At 46.3% G+C, this 18,158-nt stretch carries 14 protein-coding genes and 7 tRNA genes; 18 read left to right on the top strand and 3 right to left on the bottom strand.

Translation table 11 applies throughout. The annotated features are described in order from the left end of the window. Positions 1–9: 9 nt before the first annotated feature. The 13 genes from GKG43_RS04440 (at position 10) to GKG43_RS04380 (ending at position 6,960) form a co-directional block, all read left to right on the top strand. A complete protein-coding gene (locus tag GKG43_RS04440; protein WP_129878780.1) occupies positions 10–1,125 on the top strand; it encodes a uroporphyrinogen decarboxylase family protein in 1,116 nt (371 codons plus the stop codon). Between the two features lie 96 nt (positions 1,126–1,221). Then, positions 1,222–1,968 carry a DeoR/GlpR family DNA-binding transcription regulator gene (locus GKG43_RS04435; protein ID WP_050641764.1) on the top strand — a complete coding sequence of 249 codons (747 nt, stop codon included), beginning with the start codon at positions 1,222–1,224 and terminating at the stop codon, positions 1,966–1,968. Positions 1,969–2,192: 224 nt separating this feature from the next. Beyond that, on the top strand, positions 2,193–3,344 hold the full coding sequence (locus GKG43_RS04430) for a class I SAM-dependent RNA methyltransferase (RefSeq protein ID WP_050641763.1): 1,152 nt from the start codon (positions 2,193–2,195) through the stop codon (positions 3,342–3,344). 12 nt (positions 3,345–3,356) lie between these two features. Continuing rightward, positions 3,357–3,974 carry an XTP/dITP diphosphatase gene (locus GKG43_RS04425; protein WP_129878778.1) on the top strand — a complete coding sequence of 206 codons (618 nt, stop codon included), beginning with the start codon at positions 3,357–3,359 and terminating at the stop codon, positions 3,972–3,974. A gap of 200 nt (positions 3,975–4,174) precedes the next feature. Further along, positions 4,175–4,657 (top strand): metallophosphoesterase, encoded by a 483-nt coding sequence (locus GKG43_RS04420; RefSeq protein WP_050641761.1) that lies wholly within the window; start codon positions 4,175–4,177, stop codon positions 4,655–4,657. Positions 4,658–4,800: 143 nt separating this feature from the next. Continuing rightward, positions 4,801–4,875: transfer RNA gene (locus GKG43_RS04415), tRNA-Pro, on the top strand. A gap of 4 nt (positions 4,876–4,879) precedes the next feature. After that, positions 4,880–4,950 (top strand) — tRNA-Gly (locus tag GKG43_RS04410). A gap of 51 nt (positions 4,951–5,001) precedes the next feature. Further along, positions 5,002–5,075 (top strand) — tRNA-Arg (locus GKG43_RS04405). 5 nt (positions 5,076–5,080) lie between these two features. After that, positions 5,081–5,154, top strand: a tRNA-His gene (locus GKG43_RS04400). A gap of 47 nt (positions 5,155–5,201) precedes the next feature. Beyond that, a tRNA-Gln gene (locus GKG43_RS04395) sits at positions 5,202–5,273 on the top strand. Between the two features lie 38 nt (positions 5,274–5,311). Then, positions 5,312–5,384 (top strand) — tRNA-Lys (locus GKG43_RS04390). 478 nt (positions 5,385–5,862) lie between these two features. Continuing rightward, complete coding sequence (locus GKG43_RS04385; RefSeq protein ID WP_129878776.1) at positions 5,863–6,780, top strand: hypothetical protein; 918 nt, start codon at positions 5,863–5,865, stop codon at positions 6,778–6,780. A gap of 98 nt (positions 6,781–6,878) precedes the next feature. Beyond that, positions 6,879–6,960: transfer RNA gene (locus GKG43_RS04380), tRNA-Leu, on the top strand. Positions 6,961–7,138: 178 nt separating this feature from the next. On the opposite strand, the gene GKG43_RS04375 is transcribed toward GKG43_RS04380, so the two are convergent. Continuing rightward, positions 7,139–12,241 carry an InlB B-repeat-containing protein gene (locus GKG43_RS04375; RefSeq protein WP_129878774.1) on the bottom strand — a complete coding sequence of 1,701 codons (5,103 nt, stop codon included), beginning with the start codon at positions 12,239–12,241 and terminating at the stop codon, positions 7,139–7,141. A gap of 104 nt (positions 12,242–12,345) precedes the next feature. Between GKG43_RS04375 and GKG43_RS23555 the strand changes: the two genes are divergently transcribed. Further along, the gene (locus GKG43_RS23555; RefSeq protein ID WP_243125817.1) at positions 12,346–12,777 is read left to right on the top strand and encodes a LuxR C-terminal-related transcriptional regulator; all 432 of its coding nucleotides are present in this window, start codon (positions 12,346–12,348) and stop codon (positions 12,775–12,777) included. Here the strand turns inward: GKG43_RS23555 and GKG43_RS04365 are convergent. Both GKG43_RS04365 and GKG43_RS04360 read right to left on the bottom strand, forming a co-directional pair. Continuing rightward, complete coding sequence (locus tag GKG43_RS04365) at positions 12,767–12,970, bottom strand: hypothetical protein (RefSeq protein ID WP_129878772.1); 204 nt, start codon at positions 12,968–12,970, stop codon at positions 12,767–12,769. The genes GKG43_RS23555 and GKG43_RS04365 overlap by 11 nt on opposite strands. A gap of 340 nt (positions 12,971–13,310) precedes the next feature. Further along, on the bottom strand, positions 13,311–14,270 hold the full coding sequence (locus GKG43_RS04360; RefSeq protein WP_050641757.1) for an aldo/keto reductase: 960 nt from the start codon (positions 14,268–14,270) through the stop codon (positions 13,311–13,313). A gap of 177 nt (positions 14,271–14,447) precedes the next feature. On the opposite strand from GKG43_RS04360, the gene GKG43_RS04355 reads away from it, so the two are divergent. The 4 genes from GKG43_RS04355 to GKG43_RS04340 all read left to right on the top strand — a co-directional run bounded on the left by GKG43_RS04355 (position 14,448) and on the right by GKG43_RS04340 (position 18,158). Further along, on the top strand, positions 14,448–15,503 hold the full coding sequence (locus tag GKG43_RS04355; protein WP_050641756.1) for an NAD(P)-dependent oxidoreductase: 1,056 nt from the start codon (positions 14,448–14,450) through the stop codon (positions 15,501–15,503). Between the two features lie 207 nt (positions 15,504–15,710). Beyond that, a complete protein-coding gene (locus tag GKG43_RS04350; RefSeq protein WP_049915424.1) occupies positions 15,711–16,466 on the top strand; it encodes a GntR family transcriptional regulator in 756 nt (251 codons plus the stop codon). A 214-nt stretch (positions 16,467–16,680) separates the two neighbouring features. Continuing rightward, the gene (rbsD, locus tag GKG43_RS04345; RefSeq protein WP_050641755.1) at positions 16,681–17,127 is read left to right on the top strand and encodes a D-ribose pyranase; all 447 of its coding nucleotides are present in this window, start codon (positions 16,681–16,683) and stop codon (positions 17,125–17,127) included. Beyond that, positions 17,124–18,158, top strand: coding sequence for an alcohol dehydrogenase catalytic domain-containing protein (locus GKG43_RS04340; RefSeq protein ID WP_129878770.1), 1,035 nt, complete (start codon positions 17,124–17,126; stop codon positions 18,156–18,158). Before rbsD ends, GKG43_RS04340 begins: the two co-directional genes overlap by 4 nt.

Below are 18,158 nucleotides of genomic sequence, written 5' to 3'. Positions count from 1 at the left end.
GAAAATTTTATGACATCAAAAGAAAGAGTATTATGTGCGGTGAATCATAAGCCTGTGGACAGGATCCCCCTGGATTTGGGGGGGACTGCCTGCAGCATGGTAGACAAGGCTTACTTTAAGGTCAAGGACTTTTTGGAGATAGAAGGAGAGATTGAGCCGTACAGAAAAGGATCCAATGTATGTTATTATGACGAACGGATTCTGGACAGATTTGATATTGATATCCGGAGAGTTTTTGCAAAGCAGTCGGAGGAATATCCCAAATATCACGATGACGGTACTTTTTCCAATGAATGGGGACTTGTTCAGAGGGACACCGGTTTATATGTAGAGACCGTAAAAAACCCGCTGGAAGATGCGGAACTGGAAGATTTGGATACCTATCCATGGCCGCAGCCGGAAGAGATGCTGGATGTAACAGGAATGAAGGAGAGGGCAAAGAAGCTGCATGAGGAGAACGAATATGCAATATCTCTTCGAATGCCCTGCAATGGCATATTTGAAATCGCCTGTTGGCTGAGGGGGATGGAGAATTTCATGGTAGATACGATAACAGATCCCGAATTTGCCCATGCCCTGATAGAAAAAATATTAACAGTTCAGATAGAGATGTATGGATATCTCCTGGATCAGGTTGGGGAATATATTGATATTGTAGAATCAGGAGACGATTACGGCAGCCAGCAAAGCCTGCTTATATCACCGGATGCATACAGGGAGTTTATCTTCCCGGCCAGAAAGAAGCTGAATCAGGCAATCAGGCAGAAGGCGCCGCAGGCGAAGATTTATCTGCACAGCTGCGGAGCTATTGCTGATATTATTGAAGATTTGATCGACTGTGGTGTTGATATACTAAATCCCGTTCAGACCTCTGCTGTAGGAATGGATCCGGTTACCTTAAAAGATAAATTTGGGGACAGGATTTGTTTCCATGGAGCGGTAGATACGCAGAAAGCTATGACAGGTTCGGTTGAACAGGTGGAGGATGAAGTAAAAAGGCTGATTGATATATTGGGCAGGGACGGAGGATTTATACTGAGTTCATGTAACCATATCCAATCAGATATACCGCCGGAGAATGTGGCCAGAATGTTTGAGTATGCAAAGGAATACTCAAAGCAGTAATTATGCAAATATATGCTTTAAGATTGAATTAGAAGATTCCTAATTGTATAATAAGTGGAAAGCGATAAGCAGGCAATTTGCAGGAGGTGGAGCCGAATGCTGCTCAGAAAAAGGCATCAGGAGATATTAAGGCTGTTGGAAAATAGAAAAAGTGTAACCCTCCAGGAACTGATGGAAGAGTTTTCAGCATCTGAATCTACGATCAGGCGGGATCTTACTGCCCTGCACAAAGAGGGGAAGCTGGTTAAAGTCTTTGGGGGCGCCGTATTGGCTGGGGATACGTTCCATACAAAGGACGAGAAGGTTTCCAACAGAGAAGAGGTTAACCGGACTGAGAAAATCAAGATTGCCAGGTATGCCGCCTCTATGATAAAAAAAGACGATTTTGTATATTTGGATGCGGGTACAACTACCGGGTACATGATAGACTATATCCAGGAGAGGAGTGCTACCTATGTAACTAATGGAGTCTCCCATGCACGGCGGCTTGCAGCCATGGGGTTTAAAACCATGATTATAGGCGGTGAACTGAAAGAGTCTACGGAAGCGGTGGTCGGAGGGGAAGCCCTGAACAGCCTGGAGAAGTTTCATTTTACAATCGGCTTTTTTGGGGCAAACGGGATTACGAAAAAGAACGGATATACTACCCCTGATGTCAGTGAGGCGCTGGTTAAGCAAAAAGCGATGGAAAAATCACAGAAGAAATATATGCTGTGCGATGCGGCCAAATTTGGAAATGTATGTTCGGTTACATTTGGAGAATTTTCAAGTGCCATTATATTGACTAATTATGTTCCTAAAAATATATATGAAAATTCAAGTAATCTTATTGCTATTCGCTAAAAGGACGTATGAAAATTCATTTTATTTTTCATTACTCCGGATAAGGCGTGGCAAAGATATAATTTTATAAATAATGAATAATAAGGCAAAATTCATCTAAAATAGACAATAAACAGGTTTGGGACGTAGTAAAGTTCAACTTTACTACGTCCCAAATTTATAGTAATATGTATACATATATTGAAAAATAAAGATATATTGATATTGTCCGATTGGAGGATTTGATGAATAATAAGCTTGAATTGATCGCACCTTGCCATTTTGGCCTTGAGGCGGTTCTGAAGAGAGAAATTCAGGATCTGGGGTATGAGATTGCACAGGTGGAAGACGGAAGAGTAACTTTTTATGGCGATGAGAAGGCGATCTGCAGGGCAAATATATTTTTGCGTACAGCGGAACGTATTTTGTTGAAAGTGGGGTATTTCAAGGCAGAGACATTTGACGAATTGTTTGAGAATACGAAGGCGATTCCATGGGAGACATTAATCCCGAAGGATGGGAAGTTCTGGGTGGCTAAGGCGGCCTCTGTCAAGAGCAAGCTTTTCAGCCCGTCCGATATACAGTCGATTATGAAAAAAGCCATGGTAGAGCGGATGAAAGTGCATTACCATATGAAATGGTTTGAGGAGAACGGCGCGTCGTATCCGGTCCGTGTATTTTTGATGAAGGATATGGTAACAGTGGGGATCGATACATCGGGCGTATCCCTTCATAAGAGAGGATACCGCCAGCTGTCCAGCAAGGCTCCTATTACAGAAACCCTGGCAGCAGCTCTGATTATGCTGACACCCTGGAGCAGGGAACGGATCCTGGTGGATCCATTCTGCGGCAGCGGCACGTTTCCTATAGAAGCGGCTATGATGGCTGCAAATATTGCGCCGGGCATGAACCGGTCGTTTCTCGCGGAGGACTGGACAAACCTGATATCCCGTCATGCCTGGTATGAGGCCGTCGATGAGGCGAATGATTTGATTGAGGATGACGTGGAAGTTGATATTCAGGGGTATGACTTAGATGCAGACGTGGTGAAGGCGGCAAGACAGAATGCGCAGGATGCCGGAGTGGATCACATGATTCATTTCCAGCAGCGTGATGTCAGGGATTTGAGACATCCTAAGAAATACGGATTTATCATTACCAACCCTCCATATGGAGAAAGACTGGAAGAAAAACAGGCATTGGCATCCCTTTACAGTGAATTTGGCGAGAGCTTCCGCAATCTGGACAGTTGGTCAGCCTATATGATTACCAGTTATGAGGATGCGGAGCGGTATTTTGGACGTACTGCGGATAAGAACCGCAAGATATACAACGGAATGATCAAGACATATTTTTATCAGTTTTTGGGGCCGAAGCCGCCAAAACCAAAAGAATAGAGGAATACGGTTATGGATAAGAGAATCATTTTCGCAACAGGCAATGAGCATAAGATGGAAGAGATCCGAATGATCCTGGATGATATTGGAATTCCGGTATACTCCATGAAAGAAGCCGGGATAGATATTGATATCGTGGAGGACGGGACGACTTTTGAAGAAAATGCGATGATCAAGGCGAAAGCAATCTCGGAGCTGCTGCCGCATGATGTGATCCTCGCAGATGATTCCGGACTGGAGATTGATTATCTGGACAAGGCGCCGGGGATTTATTCGGCAAGGTATGCCGGAGTTGACACTTCCTATGACATCAAAAACCAGATGCTTCTGGATCAGCTGGAGCATGTGCCTGATGAGCAGCGCACAGCGCGATTTGTCTGTGCCATAGCGGCTGTCTTTCCGGATGGGACTGCAGAGACTGTCAGAGGGACTATAGAAGGCATCATCGGGCATGAGATCATAGGGGACAATGGTTTTGGCTATGACCCTATCTTTTACGTACCCGAATATGGCTGTACGACAGCACAGATGGACCCGGAGAAGAAGAATGAGCTCAGCCACAGAGGGAACGCTCTGCGGGCGATGCGTGAGATTATGAAAAAGAAGTATACCCGCAGGGGCACCCCGTAATGTATGCCCCTGCGGGACAGATTTTGAGCTAAAGCTAAAAAATAAGGTATAATTAAAGGGCATCTCATAGTGTATGCCCTTAATAGCAGGAACGCAGCCTTCGGTATAGACATACGCATGAGTTGTCCCGCTGCATATCCTGCAGGCAGATTTTCGGCGGAGCTGTAAATAGTATATAAAAAAGAACAAGGATGAATGGAATGAAAGTATTGATAGTTAGCGATACGCATGGAAACCACTATAACCTGGACCGTATTCTGGATCAGGCCGGTACAGTGGATATGTTTATCCACCTCGGCGATGTAGAAGGCGGAGAGGAGTATCTTGATGCGGTAGTGGACTGTGAAAAACATATGGTAAAGGGAAATAACGACTTTTTTTCTGACCTTCCCAAAGAAGAAGAGTTCAGTATTGGGAATTATAAAGTCTTTATCACACACGGACACGGCTACTATGTATCGCTGGATCCGGAATATATAAAAGAAGAAGGAAAGGCCCGCAATGCTGATATTGTGATGTATGGACATACGCACCGTCCATACCTGGATCAGGGGAAGGAGATTACAGTCCTGAATCCCGGCAGTGTCTCATATCCGAGACAGGAGGGAAGGAAGGGGAGCTACATGATCATGGAGCTGAACGAGAATGAAAAGCCCTGTTTTCATCAGTATTATCTGGATTGAAGGTTTGAAATCAGGCATTTACTGGCCAAATTGGCTGCCTGCGAAAAAAATGTAAAAAAATAAAAAATTATTGTTGACATAAGCTGTGCCTTATTATATAATAACTATTGCGTCACGGGAAAAAGTGACAAGCACAACTACATCGGGGTGTGGCTCAGCTTGGCTAGAGCGCCTGGTTTGGGACCAGGAGGTCGCAGGTTCGAATCCTGTCACCCCGATAGTGCGGGTGTAGTTCAATGGTAGAACACCAGCCTTCCAAGCTGGATACGTGGGTTCGATTCCCATCACCCGCTTTCTTACAGCATCATGTTGTAAGGAGCCGTAAACAGGGGATAATTTCATAAGAGTCTGTAGCTCAGCTGGATAGAGCAACGGCCTTCTAAGCCGTAGGTCGAGGGTTCGAATCCCCCCAGGCTCGTTGTGGTGGGTGTGGTGCAGTTGGTTAGCGCGCCAGATTGTGGTTCTGGATATCGTGGGTTCGAGTCCCATCACCCACCCTTGTTTTATTAGTACTGGCAACGCAGTGTCAGATATAAGTCTTTATTGGGCTATCGCCAAGCGGTAAGGCACAGGACTTTGACTCCTGCATTCGCTGGTTCGAATCCAGCTAGCCCAGTTTGCCTGGGTGCAGGCGGGAATAGTTGAATAGTATGAGGGCGTGTAGCTCAGGTGGTAGAGCACTTGACTTTTAATCAAGTTGTCCGGGGTTCGAATCCCCGCACGCTCATTGAAAAAAATGCCGTAAACTCAGTATTAACTGAGGGTACGGCATTTTTAGTGTGCCTGACGAGCGTCGTTGTCCCAAGGGTATCCATCGTGTATTTGTTGCTTAAAAATGGTGTAAGAAGGAAGATATGATATTTTTAACATGGAGCCGAGACATATGGTGTCACTGTAACTGGTATGCTCAGGGCGGTGAAGAACACCCCTGCCGTCCTGCTTGCCAACGGGCTGTCAGGACACTATCCCTATGAAAATATTTTCATAGTTGTTTTATTTTATCTATTAATTAAAATAGAACCATAATATTGTACATAAATAAAACTGCCCATGACATGATTGAGTGCTACAGAAATAGACGGAACTGCTCTTAAAACTAATAACAAAATATCTGGATTCTGCCTGTTTTCCGGTATTTGAAGATCTGTCCGGACTGCAAAGGTTCCAGATATATTCCCTGCCCACCGTGTGGGGAAACCGGTTCGGTGCAGTGCCAGCAATGTGAGGGAAACGTCGGTACAATATGTGATTTCTGTGGCGGCGCAGGAGAACTGAACTGTGCATCATGTGATGGCATGGGAGAGAGTGACTGTGCAGCCTGCAATGGTAGCGGTGTGTTTGGTGACATGTATACCGGTGTGCGTTCTGAATGCAGCTTTTGCGGCGGAGACGGCCGTGATACCTGTGCGTATTGTGAGGGAACCGGGAAGAAAGAATGCATGTGTGGCGGGAAAGCCTACTGTGACAACTGTCAGGGGAAGGGATATAAGGACTGCGCCACTTGTACCGGTCAGGGTAAAATCTTGTGTAAGACCTGTGGCGGATCGGGCAGCAGACCAGACAATAATTCAACGGCACCGGCAGATACGGCACCCGGCAGTGCATCACCTGACAGCACGCCGCCTGATGGTACTGCAGCTGCGGCTGCTGATGAAGGAATCCATCCCTGCCCCAACTGTGAGGGGGAAGGCCGGGTAGGCAAATGCTTGAATTGTGACGGGAAAGGATATGATAAAAAGACACAGCGGATTTGTCTGGAATGTATCAATACCGGTAAAAACCTTTGTGAAACTTGCGAAGGATATGGTATGCTTGACAGTAATGGCAATGGCGTCAGCGCAGATACCCCTTCGGCTGCACATCATAGCGGCCATACGGATAGTTTGCATGGTTCATCCGGCAGAACACTTGGGAGGAAATGTACGAATTATAAGTGTGAGGGAGGACGCTGTAAATGCGATGTTTGTAAAGGCGGCGGACAGGTGAAACGTATACAAAATGGGCCGTATTATGGCGGACGTAAGACAAAGGCTGCTACAACTTTTGAAAGATGCAGCGGATGCGGCGGGCAAGGGTATTATGACTGCAGCGTATGTGGAGGAGATGGCCGGATGGACAATTAAATTTTGTCTGATTATCATTGTTTTTCTAAGTATTTATAATAGAGACATATATTATTTGACAAAAACCAGCAGATGTATTAAAATACATTTGCTGGTATGCGGATATGGCGGAATTGGCAGACGCGCTAGACTTAGGATCTAGTGGGGTACCCCGTGCAGGTTCAAGTCCTGTTATCCGCATTTGGGAGCCGTAACTCTTTAAATATAAGGGGCTGCGGCTTTTTCATGTTCAGAAATTTAATACGGGCAGCCCCTTAGAGAATATACATTACTTGCAAATGCAGACATTCACACGAATACTGCGGTTGTTATTCAGGATTTTCCTGATTGTGCGTCCGCTGTAGGCGTTCCGCAAAGACTAGGATGGATTATGCCGCTTTTTCAGAATAATTATTATTGCTGTCATTGCGGAAGCCGCTGCTAAAAGGAAGAAAATTTCCAGCGAAGTATCATCCCCGGTTCTTGTTTTATTAAGTGGCAGATATGAAGCGTTTTGTTGATCCGATGCGTCATTCGGGATACCCGGTTTGTCAGGAGTATCCGGTGAATCATCCGGGATGTCCGGTCTGTCAGGAGTATCCGGTACATCTGGGTCATCAGGACCAGATGGGTCCGGTACCTCTTCCTTCTTCTTATATTCAAAGACTGCGAATGTGGACAGACCTTCGGAATCGGCAATATAGGTATTGTTCTCTTCCGTCCAGTTCAGTGTCTCGTATTCCCCGGCCCGTATTCTGTGGAGGACCGCTATTTTGCTGCTGTTCCACTTTCTGTCTGATGGCAGATGGAGCCGAATTATATGCTCTGTGTCAGAGCTGTAGCCGTCCTGGAACATGTAATTGATGTTCCAGGCTCTTCTTAACACCGCGCCGTCTTTTTTGGCCTTTTCCTGCATTTCCTTGTACCTGCCGCTGTCCGGATCAAGTTCAGTGACACGAAGTTCAGATGCCGGATGAACCTTAAGCGTTTGAACGCTGATGCCTTCGGAAGTGGAAGTGTCCGCCGCTAAAATATTACTTAAGATACGCGGATATCCGTCATTTTTTACATTCAACTGTTCCCATATATTATAGCCTGCACTTTGGGCTTCTGTGTTTAAGAGGTCTTCAAAGCCCTTTGACTTCATCTCTGAGCCTTTCTTGTACTGGGCGTCCACCGTCTGTCCGGGGATGGGTTCCAGGGAAGAATCATTGTAATAACATGCCCGTACCGAACCGTCTGTTCCCTGGGAGGCGATGGCTCCCTTTTCCATGCCTGACACGGCGCCGCTGTTGTATAGATTTGCCAGCTTACCGTTTTCATTACTGCCAGCGATTCCTGCCGCCTTTCCCTGGGGTGCATCCACCCTGCCTGTGTTGTAGCCATTTTCGATACTGCCTGTATTTTTTCCTGTGATTCTGCCTGCCTGGCCCTGCACTTCCTCTGTTCTGACAAGTGCGTTGGAATGGCTGTTACGGATGCTGCCTGTATTTTCGCCTGCTACACCGCCTGCCAGACTTTTTGCATTGATTCTATTATTATATTCCTCTGTGTCCTCAATTTCATTGCCGTGAATAAATGGCGATGTGCCCACATTAAGGCCGCTGCCGCATTTATCTATGGCGCCCTGGTTTACTGCGGCGATCCCCCCTGCTTTGAGAGCATTTCCATCGGTGCTTAAGTTGATGGTCTGAAGGTTTTTCACTTCTCCTTCTTCTTTGATTACCCCGAAGATTCCCTGGTATGGGCTGCCTGTCATGACAAGCCCGTCTATGGTATAATCATAACCCTCGAACCTTCCGGCAAATGGGGTCTGATCTGTTCCGATAGGGGCATTCCAGGCGGCCCCTTCTCCATAGATATTGGAGCAAAGCAGATAATGGTCTGCGGCATAGGTTCCCTGGCCGCTGTTGACCAGATCCCGCATCAGCTCGAACTCCTGCAGATTATGAATGAGCCAGACGCCGTCTTTGTCTTTTTCGAAAGGCTCCATCTCCTTCTGGCCAGCCCAGCGGGCATATAGTGTGAGATTCCCGGCGCTTCCTTTGGAAATGGTATCTGACTTATCTGCATCTGCAAACGAGGCGTTTCTATACCATCCTGCAAATTGTGCCCCGTCTTTTGCCGGGTCTTTTAGTGTAATGTTCTCATCCTGGGAAGTATAGGCATCCGGGTTCTCCGGGTGGTTCGTTCCGCCATTTAAAATATATGTGATGGTATACGTCAAAGGCTCCCACTTCGCATATACGGTAACGGCATCCGGAGCCATCGGATTATGATTCGCATCGTAGAGGGGAAGCGCTGTGATCTGGTCTGTGTATTGTTCCTGCGCATACCACCCCTGGAACTGGTATCCGGCTCTTTCGGGATTCTTTAGTATTACCGTGTCATAGACGGTATAAGTATCCGGGTTCTCCGGATGGTTCGTTCCGCCGTCCAGCTCATATAGAATCGGATATGTGGTATCTGCCCATTTTGCATAAAGTGTCAGGTGATGGTTCTCATCACTCAGGGCATTCAGCGCAGCTGCGTCAAGGATGGTGATGGGCCCTTCCGTAAAATGCGGGTCCGAATACCACCCATCGAATATGGAATAGGATTTAAAGGGGTCTTTTAGTGTAACCGGCTGCGGCGCCATTCCCATTGCCGACGGGTTGGCCGGATGGTTGCTGCCGCCATTCATCTCATAGTCAATGCTGTAGTAATCCTTCTGCTCAATGCCTGCATGGAGGACGGATGCCGGAGACTGTCCGGACCGGAAAGTGTCGTTCCCATCAAACTCTGCTACGACTGTATAAGTGCCCACAGCTTCTGCTATAAATTCGACAAGATCTATCCTCCCGTTATCGAAAGGCATCTCACCTAGCGAGATTTGAGTACCGTCTTTCATATAGTAGAATTTTATGTTCCCGTATGCTACGTTGTGACCTGCCGAATCAAGTACGTTTGTCAAAATCTGCACCGTTGTTCCGGCTGCAATATAGTACTCGCCCATATAGTTAGGAAGAGAACTGCCCTTAGTATCTATTAATGTAAGCTCGATATTTGCTGCCTGCTTTGTCCCTTGCGCATCTACATATAAGGACGCGGTTCTGGATATTAGGGTCTCTTTTACTTCGGAGCTGCCGCCAGGCATCTGTTCCTTAATATCAACTCTTACCCGGTATCTTGACACATCCTGTCCCGGATCTTCTATCTGCACCTCGTATGTATCGCTATTGGCGTTTTCTATATCTTCCCAGGTCCCAGTATAGCCGTCTGCACCTATCTGTAATTTCTGCCAATAATATTCCACTTCTAGTCCTGCCGGCGGATTAATTATCCCTGTTGTAAATGTTACGGTGTCCCCGACCCTTCCGCTCTGATCCTGAGGCTGGATTAAGAAGTAGATGTTCGTATCCGGACGGGTTTTGACGGATACGGGGGCTGCCTTCTCGCCCTCAATATTATGTTTGATTCCGGCAAACTGAAACGCATATTCTGTGTCAGGATTAAGGCCGGTGACCAAAAAGTGCTGCTGCCCGGCCTCTACAGGGGCATCTTTATTCAGCGCATTTGTCTCATTTTTCTTGTAGATCAGATAGGAATCTGCACTGCGGGGGTTATCGGGATCCGGGGCATCCCACGCAAGCATCACCCAATCTTGTCCGGCTTCATATACGTATGGCCGAAATGGGGGGAGCGGAATCTCTTCATTTTCTCCGTGTACGATGAAGCCCATCGCGGCGGGGACATTTGTATATGTGGCCCAGGTGGCCATCTGTGCCTCGAATCCATAGTTAGGATTATTCGTTTCCGGAGTGTTGACGGTGGCACCCATTTTTCCTGATGTCCCTAATGAAAGTTCTACACCTGTTTCTCCAACAGTTCCCACATGAACGCCTGCCTGCCCGTCGGGGTCTGCCTGCGCAATCAGGCCGAGCTGGATGCTTCCTTTTGCATACCGGCTTTCGCTGTATTCTAATCCAACAGACACACCGCCGGCTTTTGTTTCTTCCTGTAGTCTGTCAAAGGAAACCGTCTGTCCTGTTCCCGGGGTAACAGGCGCCATCTTAGAAAGCTGTGCCAGAGACGCGCTCCCGTCTGGGTTCCAGGTCTTAATGGAAGCTTCATCTTTTGGATAGGTAAGCGGGTCACCGCTCTTGTACTCATAGAACAGTTCCTTCATATCTGCCTTTACAGCCTTTTGGTCCTTGTACTTTTCATAGAGGCGGGAATAGGTATCCATATCCATCATCGTAAAGGCGCCGGTGCACTGTTTGGTAAGGAAATAGTCATACCAGCCCTCTTCAATGACATCCCCTGCCGCTAATTTTGTGCCGTCATTTCTTGCCGGCTGCTGTCCGGTCTGTGATTCATAGCTGTCAATCATCTGCTGTGTGACGTTTATTTTTGGTACGTATTTTTTATAATGATATACAATGGAAGGTTTGGCGTAGACGAATACCTGCTCTGTGCTGCCGACTGCTTCTACAGTTACCTCTCTGGCTGCGCCCTGGCCGAATCCGCCCTTTAAAGCAGCGTTAAGCCCTGCATCGATACCTCCTTTTGCACCGAGCTTTCCTTCTTCCCGGAAGATTTCCATCCCGGTTTCCATAGACAGGTCCAAATTGACCCCGGCTTTTAAGGACACCTGGGCATTTCCATTCTGGGAAAATGTTTCTGCGAATCCAAACCGGATTCTTCCCGGTTCACCGGAATAATAACCAAGTTCGTTGTAATAAGGAACGGCGGCAGATGCAACAATTGGAGCCGGCATGGACCAGCCGTAATTCTTGCCCTGATAGTCATAATAATCTGCCGTCCCCGTATTTGATACGGGACAGAGGATGACAGAGGTTCCGCAGGAATTGACGTCTCTCTGTTTCACATATTCTGGATTGGTGGACTGCTGTGCCACATTGCCGCCTTCCATCCAGAGCCAGTTGATGCTTAGGGATATTTCATTGTGGTTAGCGGAAGCCGCAGGGCAGTCTGCAAGTACAAGGGCAATCTGCTCTCCGGATTCGGACCCTGCTGCAAAGCGCCCTGAGACAGCCTGAACGATGTAGCTTCCGCCTCCCTGCTTATCCGAATTGTTGGAAGATACCTCTTTTTTTATCTCAAAGCTTCCTGACCGGAGCTCCGCGTATTTATCCCTGGGATTAGCGTCTGTCTGGGTATCCTTCGGTTTGAATGCAAGGACAGCGTTTTCTAACAGCAGATAGTCTTTATCTGATGCGGCGCTTAATCTGGCACCTGTAAGTGCAGCGGGCCCGGTCATGGCAAATTGTTCACGGGCTGTCTTACCCGGCATATTTCCGGAACTGAAAAAGAACGGTGTATTATAAAGCAGATGGTAGCTGTCGTTCTCCCAGATAATAAAATTCAATGCATAATCTGATAGCTGGCCGGCGGATACATCCGCATTATAGCCGCCTAATGCCAGTTCCTTTGTTCCGTTGCCGTCGGCATCCACTTCCTGTGCAGATACATACCGCATACAAAGAGCTGCCCCGGAGGTTTCATCCGCATACTCCAAATGGGTAAGAAACTGGTTTTCGGATACTTGTTCTGCGGAAAGACGTTGGCAAAAAGAAATAAGCTGTGTCAGAGCTTCTTTCTGTGCTGGAGCTGATGCAGCCCTATGGCTTTGTAAGGGTGATTGCTGATGAGGGTGCTTCCATCCTTCCTGTGCTTAAGAGAGTGGCTTCCTATGTAAGCAGTGCAGATTACAAAGGTGCACTCTCTCAAAAATATCTGAATGACATTCTGCTTGCAGCTCACGCGGCGGCAAAGCAGTATAAAGGTGTTACGGCCAATTTTACATGCACTGACAAGCCGGTGAAGCTGTCAAAGCAGCAGGTGAGGATGGTTGAGCTATTGTCCCAGGGCTATAGAAACGCACAAATTGCAGAGATTACAGGGCTTGCAATACCGACAATCAAAACCCATACTTCCCTTGCATATCAGAAATTAGGTGTCAATAACGCACTGGATGCAGTATTACGTGCAAAGGAGCTTGGAATTATTCAGTAAAGTTTTTTAGCTTTGCGTAAGGGTAAAAGTCCCATTGCCTTGCCGTATAAAGCTCATTACCGGCATAAGGAATAAGAGTGTCCTGATACCCTTTGGTTTTATCCTGAATGGCAGCCTCCTGATAATTATCAAAGATCTTGCCGCTGCTGAACGGCCCCATTACGGCAATAAATTCTCCATGCTGTACCTCCATATCGACTCCCTGCTAAACAGGATAAGTATTTCCTTTTGTAATATAGGATTTTTTTAAGTCCGCGACAGTTAAGATCCTTTTTCTCATTCTGATATCTCCAATTAAAATAATTCTTTTGCTGAGCTTTTACTGGTCTTGCTTATAAATGGATCTCAACGCCAGACCCAGGCTAAAGCTTTTTCTGTAATGTAAAGTGAGTTCTGCGTAACAAAAAAGTATACGAAATAATACCGCCGGTTGATCCGGCGGTATATATTTTGGGGTGATTTAAATTGATTATAAATGGTTTCTCTACTATATTAAATGTTTTTTCAAAGGTATCCCTTTTTAAGAGCGTATCTTAGATACCCACCGTGTCTTCAATAGCCTGGTTAATGACTGCCATCTCATCCTTGGACAGTGACCAGTCGAATGCAGAACAATTTTCCAGCGCCTCTTTTGGATTTCTGACTCCGGTGAGTGAAGCGCCTATGTATGAATGCTGAGTCGTCCAGTTGACTGCTACCTGCGCTACAGGGACCTGATGTGATTCTGCGATCTGATCCAGTGTCTTCAGAAGTTCCATTACCTTAGAGAATTTCGGTTCCTCAAAGAAATCATAGAATCCAAGTCTTGCATCTCCGGCTTCGAACTTCGGCAGTTCGCGAATCGCGCCTGTAAGTATCCCGGCGCCTAAGCCGCCGTATCCCATTGTATACACGCCCTTTTGCGCGTATCTCTTCAGGACTTCTTCTTTAGAACGATTGACCATAGAATAAGCGAACTGTACCACATCAATTGCGCCCAGGTCATAAAGCTTGGAGAGGTCATCATCTTCAAAATTAGAAATTCCTGTATAAAGGATCTTTCCCTGCTGTTTTAGCGCATTTAAAGCCTCAACGGTTTCTTCAAACGGAGTATTCACATCCGGCCAGTGTATCAGATAGATGTCGATGTGGTCGGTATTCAGTCTGGTCAGTGATTCTTCACACTGCTTAATGATCGCAGCCTTGCTGCTGTCACGAATGGGCTGAGAAGAGCCGTATTTAGCTTCTTCGGGCCAGCGGATTCCGCATTTGGTCAGCAGAGTGACCTGATCCCGGCAGGAAGCGATTGCTTTTCCGACCACTTCCTCGGAATGGCCGCGTCCATAGCTCGGGGCGGTATCGATTAGATTGACGCCCTGTTCTACCATAGTAAGGATTGCATCGATGGAATCTTTTTCGTTAACATCTCCCCAGCCAGTGCCTCCGATGGCCCATGTCCCAACTGCCAGCTCAGACAGCCTTAAATCTGTGTTTCCAAATTGTTTGTAGCGCATAATATCATCCTTTCTTTGTTTGCTAGATTGTTTTCACATTTGTATTGTATACTTATTGTATTATTATTGTCAAGTGTTAACAGATAAAATAAATAACAAAAACAATACAATATTATTGACAAAATGATATCGTGCAGATATAATGCATATATAATATAAGTCTAAGGAGGAAAAAAGATGCTGAAAGTATTGTGTACCGCAGAGTTTGATGATATGTGGGAAAAGAAGATGAAAGAATACTGTGATATAAGAAGGGTTGGCTTCAGCCTTACAAAGCAGCCGAAAGACAGATTGAATGAAGAACAGCTGATAGAAGCCCTTAAGGGGGTGGACGTATTTATCGTAGGTTATGAGAAGGTGACAGAAAATGTCCTGTATCATGCACCGGATGTGAAGCTTCTGCTCAGTGTCAGGGACGGCCCGGAAGAAAACATTGACATCAAGGCCTGCACGAAGCTTGGAATCCCGGTTCTTTTCAGTGCCGGAAGATGTGGACGTTCTGTACCTGAATTTACGTTCTTATTGATCATGGCACTGGCGAAGCCTTTGATTAAAGTCGTAGAAGAGGTAAGAGCGGGGAACTGGATCAAAGAGAATGATCTGAAGTTCAGACGGATCAACGAAAATTCCACCGAGGTCTATGGAAAGACGCTTGGAATCGTGGGACTTGGAAGAAACGGCCTGGGTCTTGCTGAAAGAGCAAAGGCTTTCGGGATGCGGATTATCGGTTTCGATCCATTCGTAGATCGAGAGAAGATGAAAGCGATGGATATCGAGGTATATGACTTAGATGAGGTGATGAGGCAATCAGATTACATCGTTCTTCTTGCACGTGTCACAGAAGAGAATAAAGGGATGATCGGGGAAAAGGAAATCGGACTGATGAAACCTACGGCCTGCCTGGTAAATACAGGACGGGCGGCGCTGCTTGATATGGAAGCTTTGTTCCAGGCTCTGAAGGAGGAACGGATCAGAGGGGCGGCGCTGGATGTCCTGGATGAAGAGCCGCCAAGGGTGGATCATCCAATTTATCAGATCGATCCGGACAGGTTGATTGTCACGCCGCACACTGCGGGAGTAAGCGTAGAGCGGATTACATTCCAGTCAAGGGTGTTGAATGAGCATCTCCAGAATTATCTGAAGGGGATTCTCCCGCAGTCATTTTGTAATCGGGAAGTGCTTGAGCTGCCTCAGTTTAAAGAAAGAGGAAAGAAATTGTTTGGAGTCAATTGAAAGTAAGATGACTTTTATGATACAATCTAACAGTAATGTATACACAAGGGTAACGTGTAACTCATACCCTTGGGGAGCGGAGTTTTAGCTAAAGCTGAAAAGTAATGAATACCCAAAGGGCATCCCGTAATTCATGCCCTGCGGGCGGGGTTTCAGCAAAAGCTAAAAAATAAGGTGTGATTAAAGTAAATTATAGGAAGGTAGAATATGGAAGAGAAGAAAGACAGCAGACCTGATTTGGAAAGTGGGAAAGAAGCAATTCCTCTGTATCACCAGATCGTTGCGGATCTGAAGGATCAGATCAATAGGAATGAACTGAAGAAAGGTGATAAACTGCCTACCGAAAAATGGCTGAACGAACATTATGGCGTCAGCCGGGTTACTGTGCGGAAGGCTTTGGAAGATCTGACGGAGCAGGGGTATCTCGAAAAAAGGCCGAATAAAGGCTGCTTTGTATCACAGCCAAAGTTTGAAAAGGATCTTTCCAGGATGAGGAGCATGCATCAGGAACTGCTTGCATCGGGGATCACCCCCACCTCCAAGATCATTTCTTACCAGGAAGTGCAGGCGGATCCCTGGATCTTAAGCCACCTGAAATGTGCAGAAGATGAGACTGTGCTTGTGATCAAGAGGATTCGGTTTGCCGATGAAAGGCCTTTTGCAGAGCAGACGATCTATCTCCCTAAATCCTTATTTGGAGATTTTAACCCGTGGCTGTTAAGAGATCATTCTCTGCACGATGTCATGCAGGAGCAGTATGGAGTGGAGATCCGTTATTCTACGCAGAGCGTGAATGCTACGACTCCTACCAAGGAGAGAATGAAAGAGTTGGAGCTGTCTAATGAGAAACCGATCCTCCATATTAGGAGTACCGTATATACAACAGATGATAAGGTGTGTGAGTATTCGGATACATATCATGTCACAGATGTGGTCAGATACTCATTTACATGGTATAAATAGAGACGTACTTAAAATAGGAGCCGGATATTCCAGCCGGGTTGCAGAACATGTCCTGTAATCCGGCCGGGATATCCGGCTCTTTTTGACAGCTGTCCTGAGAAACTTGCATTGGTTATTAAGATATACAAAAATAATACAAAAATAAAATAAAAATATTGCAAAAACAAACATCATATGATACAATACAAATACAATAAAGAAAGGGAGGAGCGAAATGAAAAAAAATGGGATTATTAATCCTGAATTAATTCGAGCGTTAACAGATCTGGGTCATTTTGACAGTTTCGTAATCTGTGACATGGGTTTTCCGATACCGCCTGATGCTGTCAGGATCGATCTTACATTTGTGCCGGGGGAGCCTGAATTTCTCAAGGTGCTCAAGGCATGTCTGAATGAAGTGGCAGTACAGGAGATGACGATGCTGGAAGGGATTTCGGAGGCGAACCCGGAATTACATACAGAGATTCTGGGAATGGTACATAATCAGGAACTGGAGTATATCAGCCTGCCGGATTTCAGGGAAAAGGCAAAAGGAGCGAAGTTCTATATCAGGACAGGTGAGACGAAGCCCTGCTCTAATATGTATCTGGTCTCGGCTTCCGGAGTCAAAGAGCGGGTTGACAAATATAATATTGAATTTGGAATGGAGGAAGATTCATGAAAGCATTAGTGTATGAAGCGCCGGGAAAAGGAAAGATAACGGATATTTCGATGCCGGTCTGCGGGGATGATGATGTGATCATCAAAATCGAGTCCTGCGGAATCTGCAAGTGGTCGGAGCTAGCCCATAATTCCAGCGGAACCAGCCTTGCAAAGTATCCCTGCACTCCGGGACACGAATTTGCGGGAACTGTATATGAAAAGGGAAAGAATGTAACGGCTGTAGAGATCGGCGATGCCGTGACCGTTGATAATGCAACCAATTGCGGTGACTGTTATTACTGCAGAAATGATCAGTCTCTGTATTGCGAGAACTTTGCATCGATCGGACATAACATTCAGGGCGGTTTTGCGGAATACGTGAAAGCCTCTAAGGATAAGGTGTTCTTGATTCCTGAGAATCTCTCATTTGATGAAGCGACTGTGGCGGAGCCGGTAGCCTGTGCCGTCCACTGCATGGATGTATTAGACGCAAAGACAGGGGAGAATGTTCTGGTTCTGGGAGTAGGACCTCATGGCCTGATTCTTGGACAGTTGTGTCATCACTCCAATGCGCAGAAGGCGGTTACGATCGGGGGGCTGGAAAACAAGCTTCAGATCTTAAGAGAATGCGGCGTACCGGTCATAAAAATGGACCGGAAGGATTACAGTATCCATGAGGAAGCCATCAAAAAGGAATTTCCTCATGGGGTTGACGCCATTATAGATACCACCGGATACTGGCCGCTGGTTCAGAGTGTATTCAAGTTCCTGAAGAAAGGAGGGAGATTCATCCAATATGGAAGCTATCATTCCAGCGAAGATTTTGTGATTCCACCAAGCTGGTTCAATGAGATTCATTATAATGAACAGAAATATATAGGTGTCTCCTGCCAGACCTTCTGTTTTGACCGTGCACTGGCTTATATGGCGAGCGGAAAGGTAAAAGTAGATCAGTTCATCACACATAAATTCAGTCTGGATGATTATTTTAAAGCGTTGGAGGTCAACCGTACCGACAGAGAAGCGATCAAAGTCATCATCAACCCATAA

The organism is Eubacterium sp. BIOML-A2 (assembly GCF_009680135.1).
Lineage (GTDB): Bacteria > Bacillota > Clostridia > Lachnospirales > Lachnospiraceae > Faecalicatena > Faecalicatena contortus_B.
This window is presented reverse-complemented; position numbering and strand designations above follow the sequence as displayed.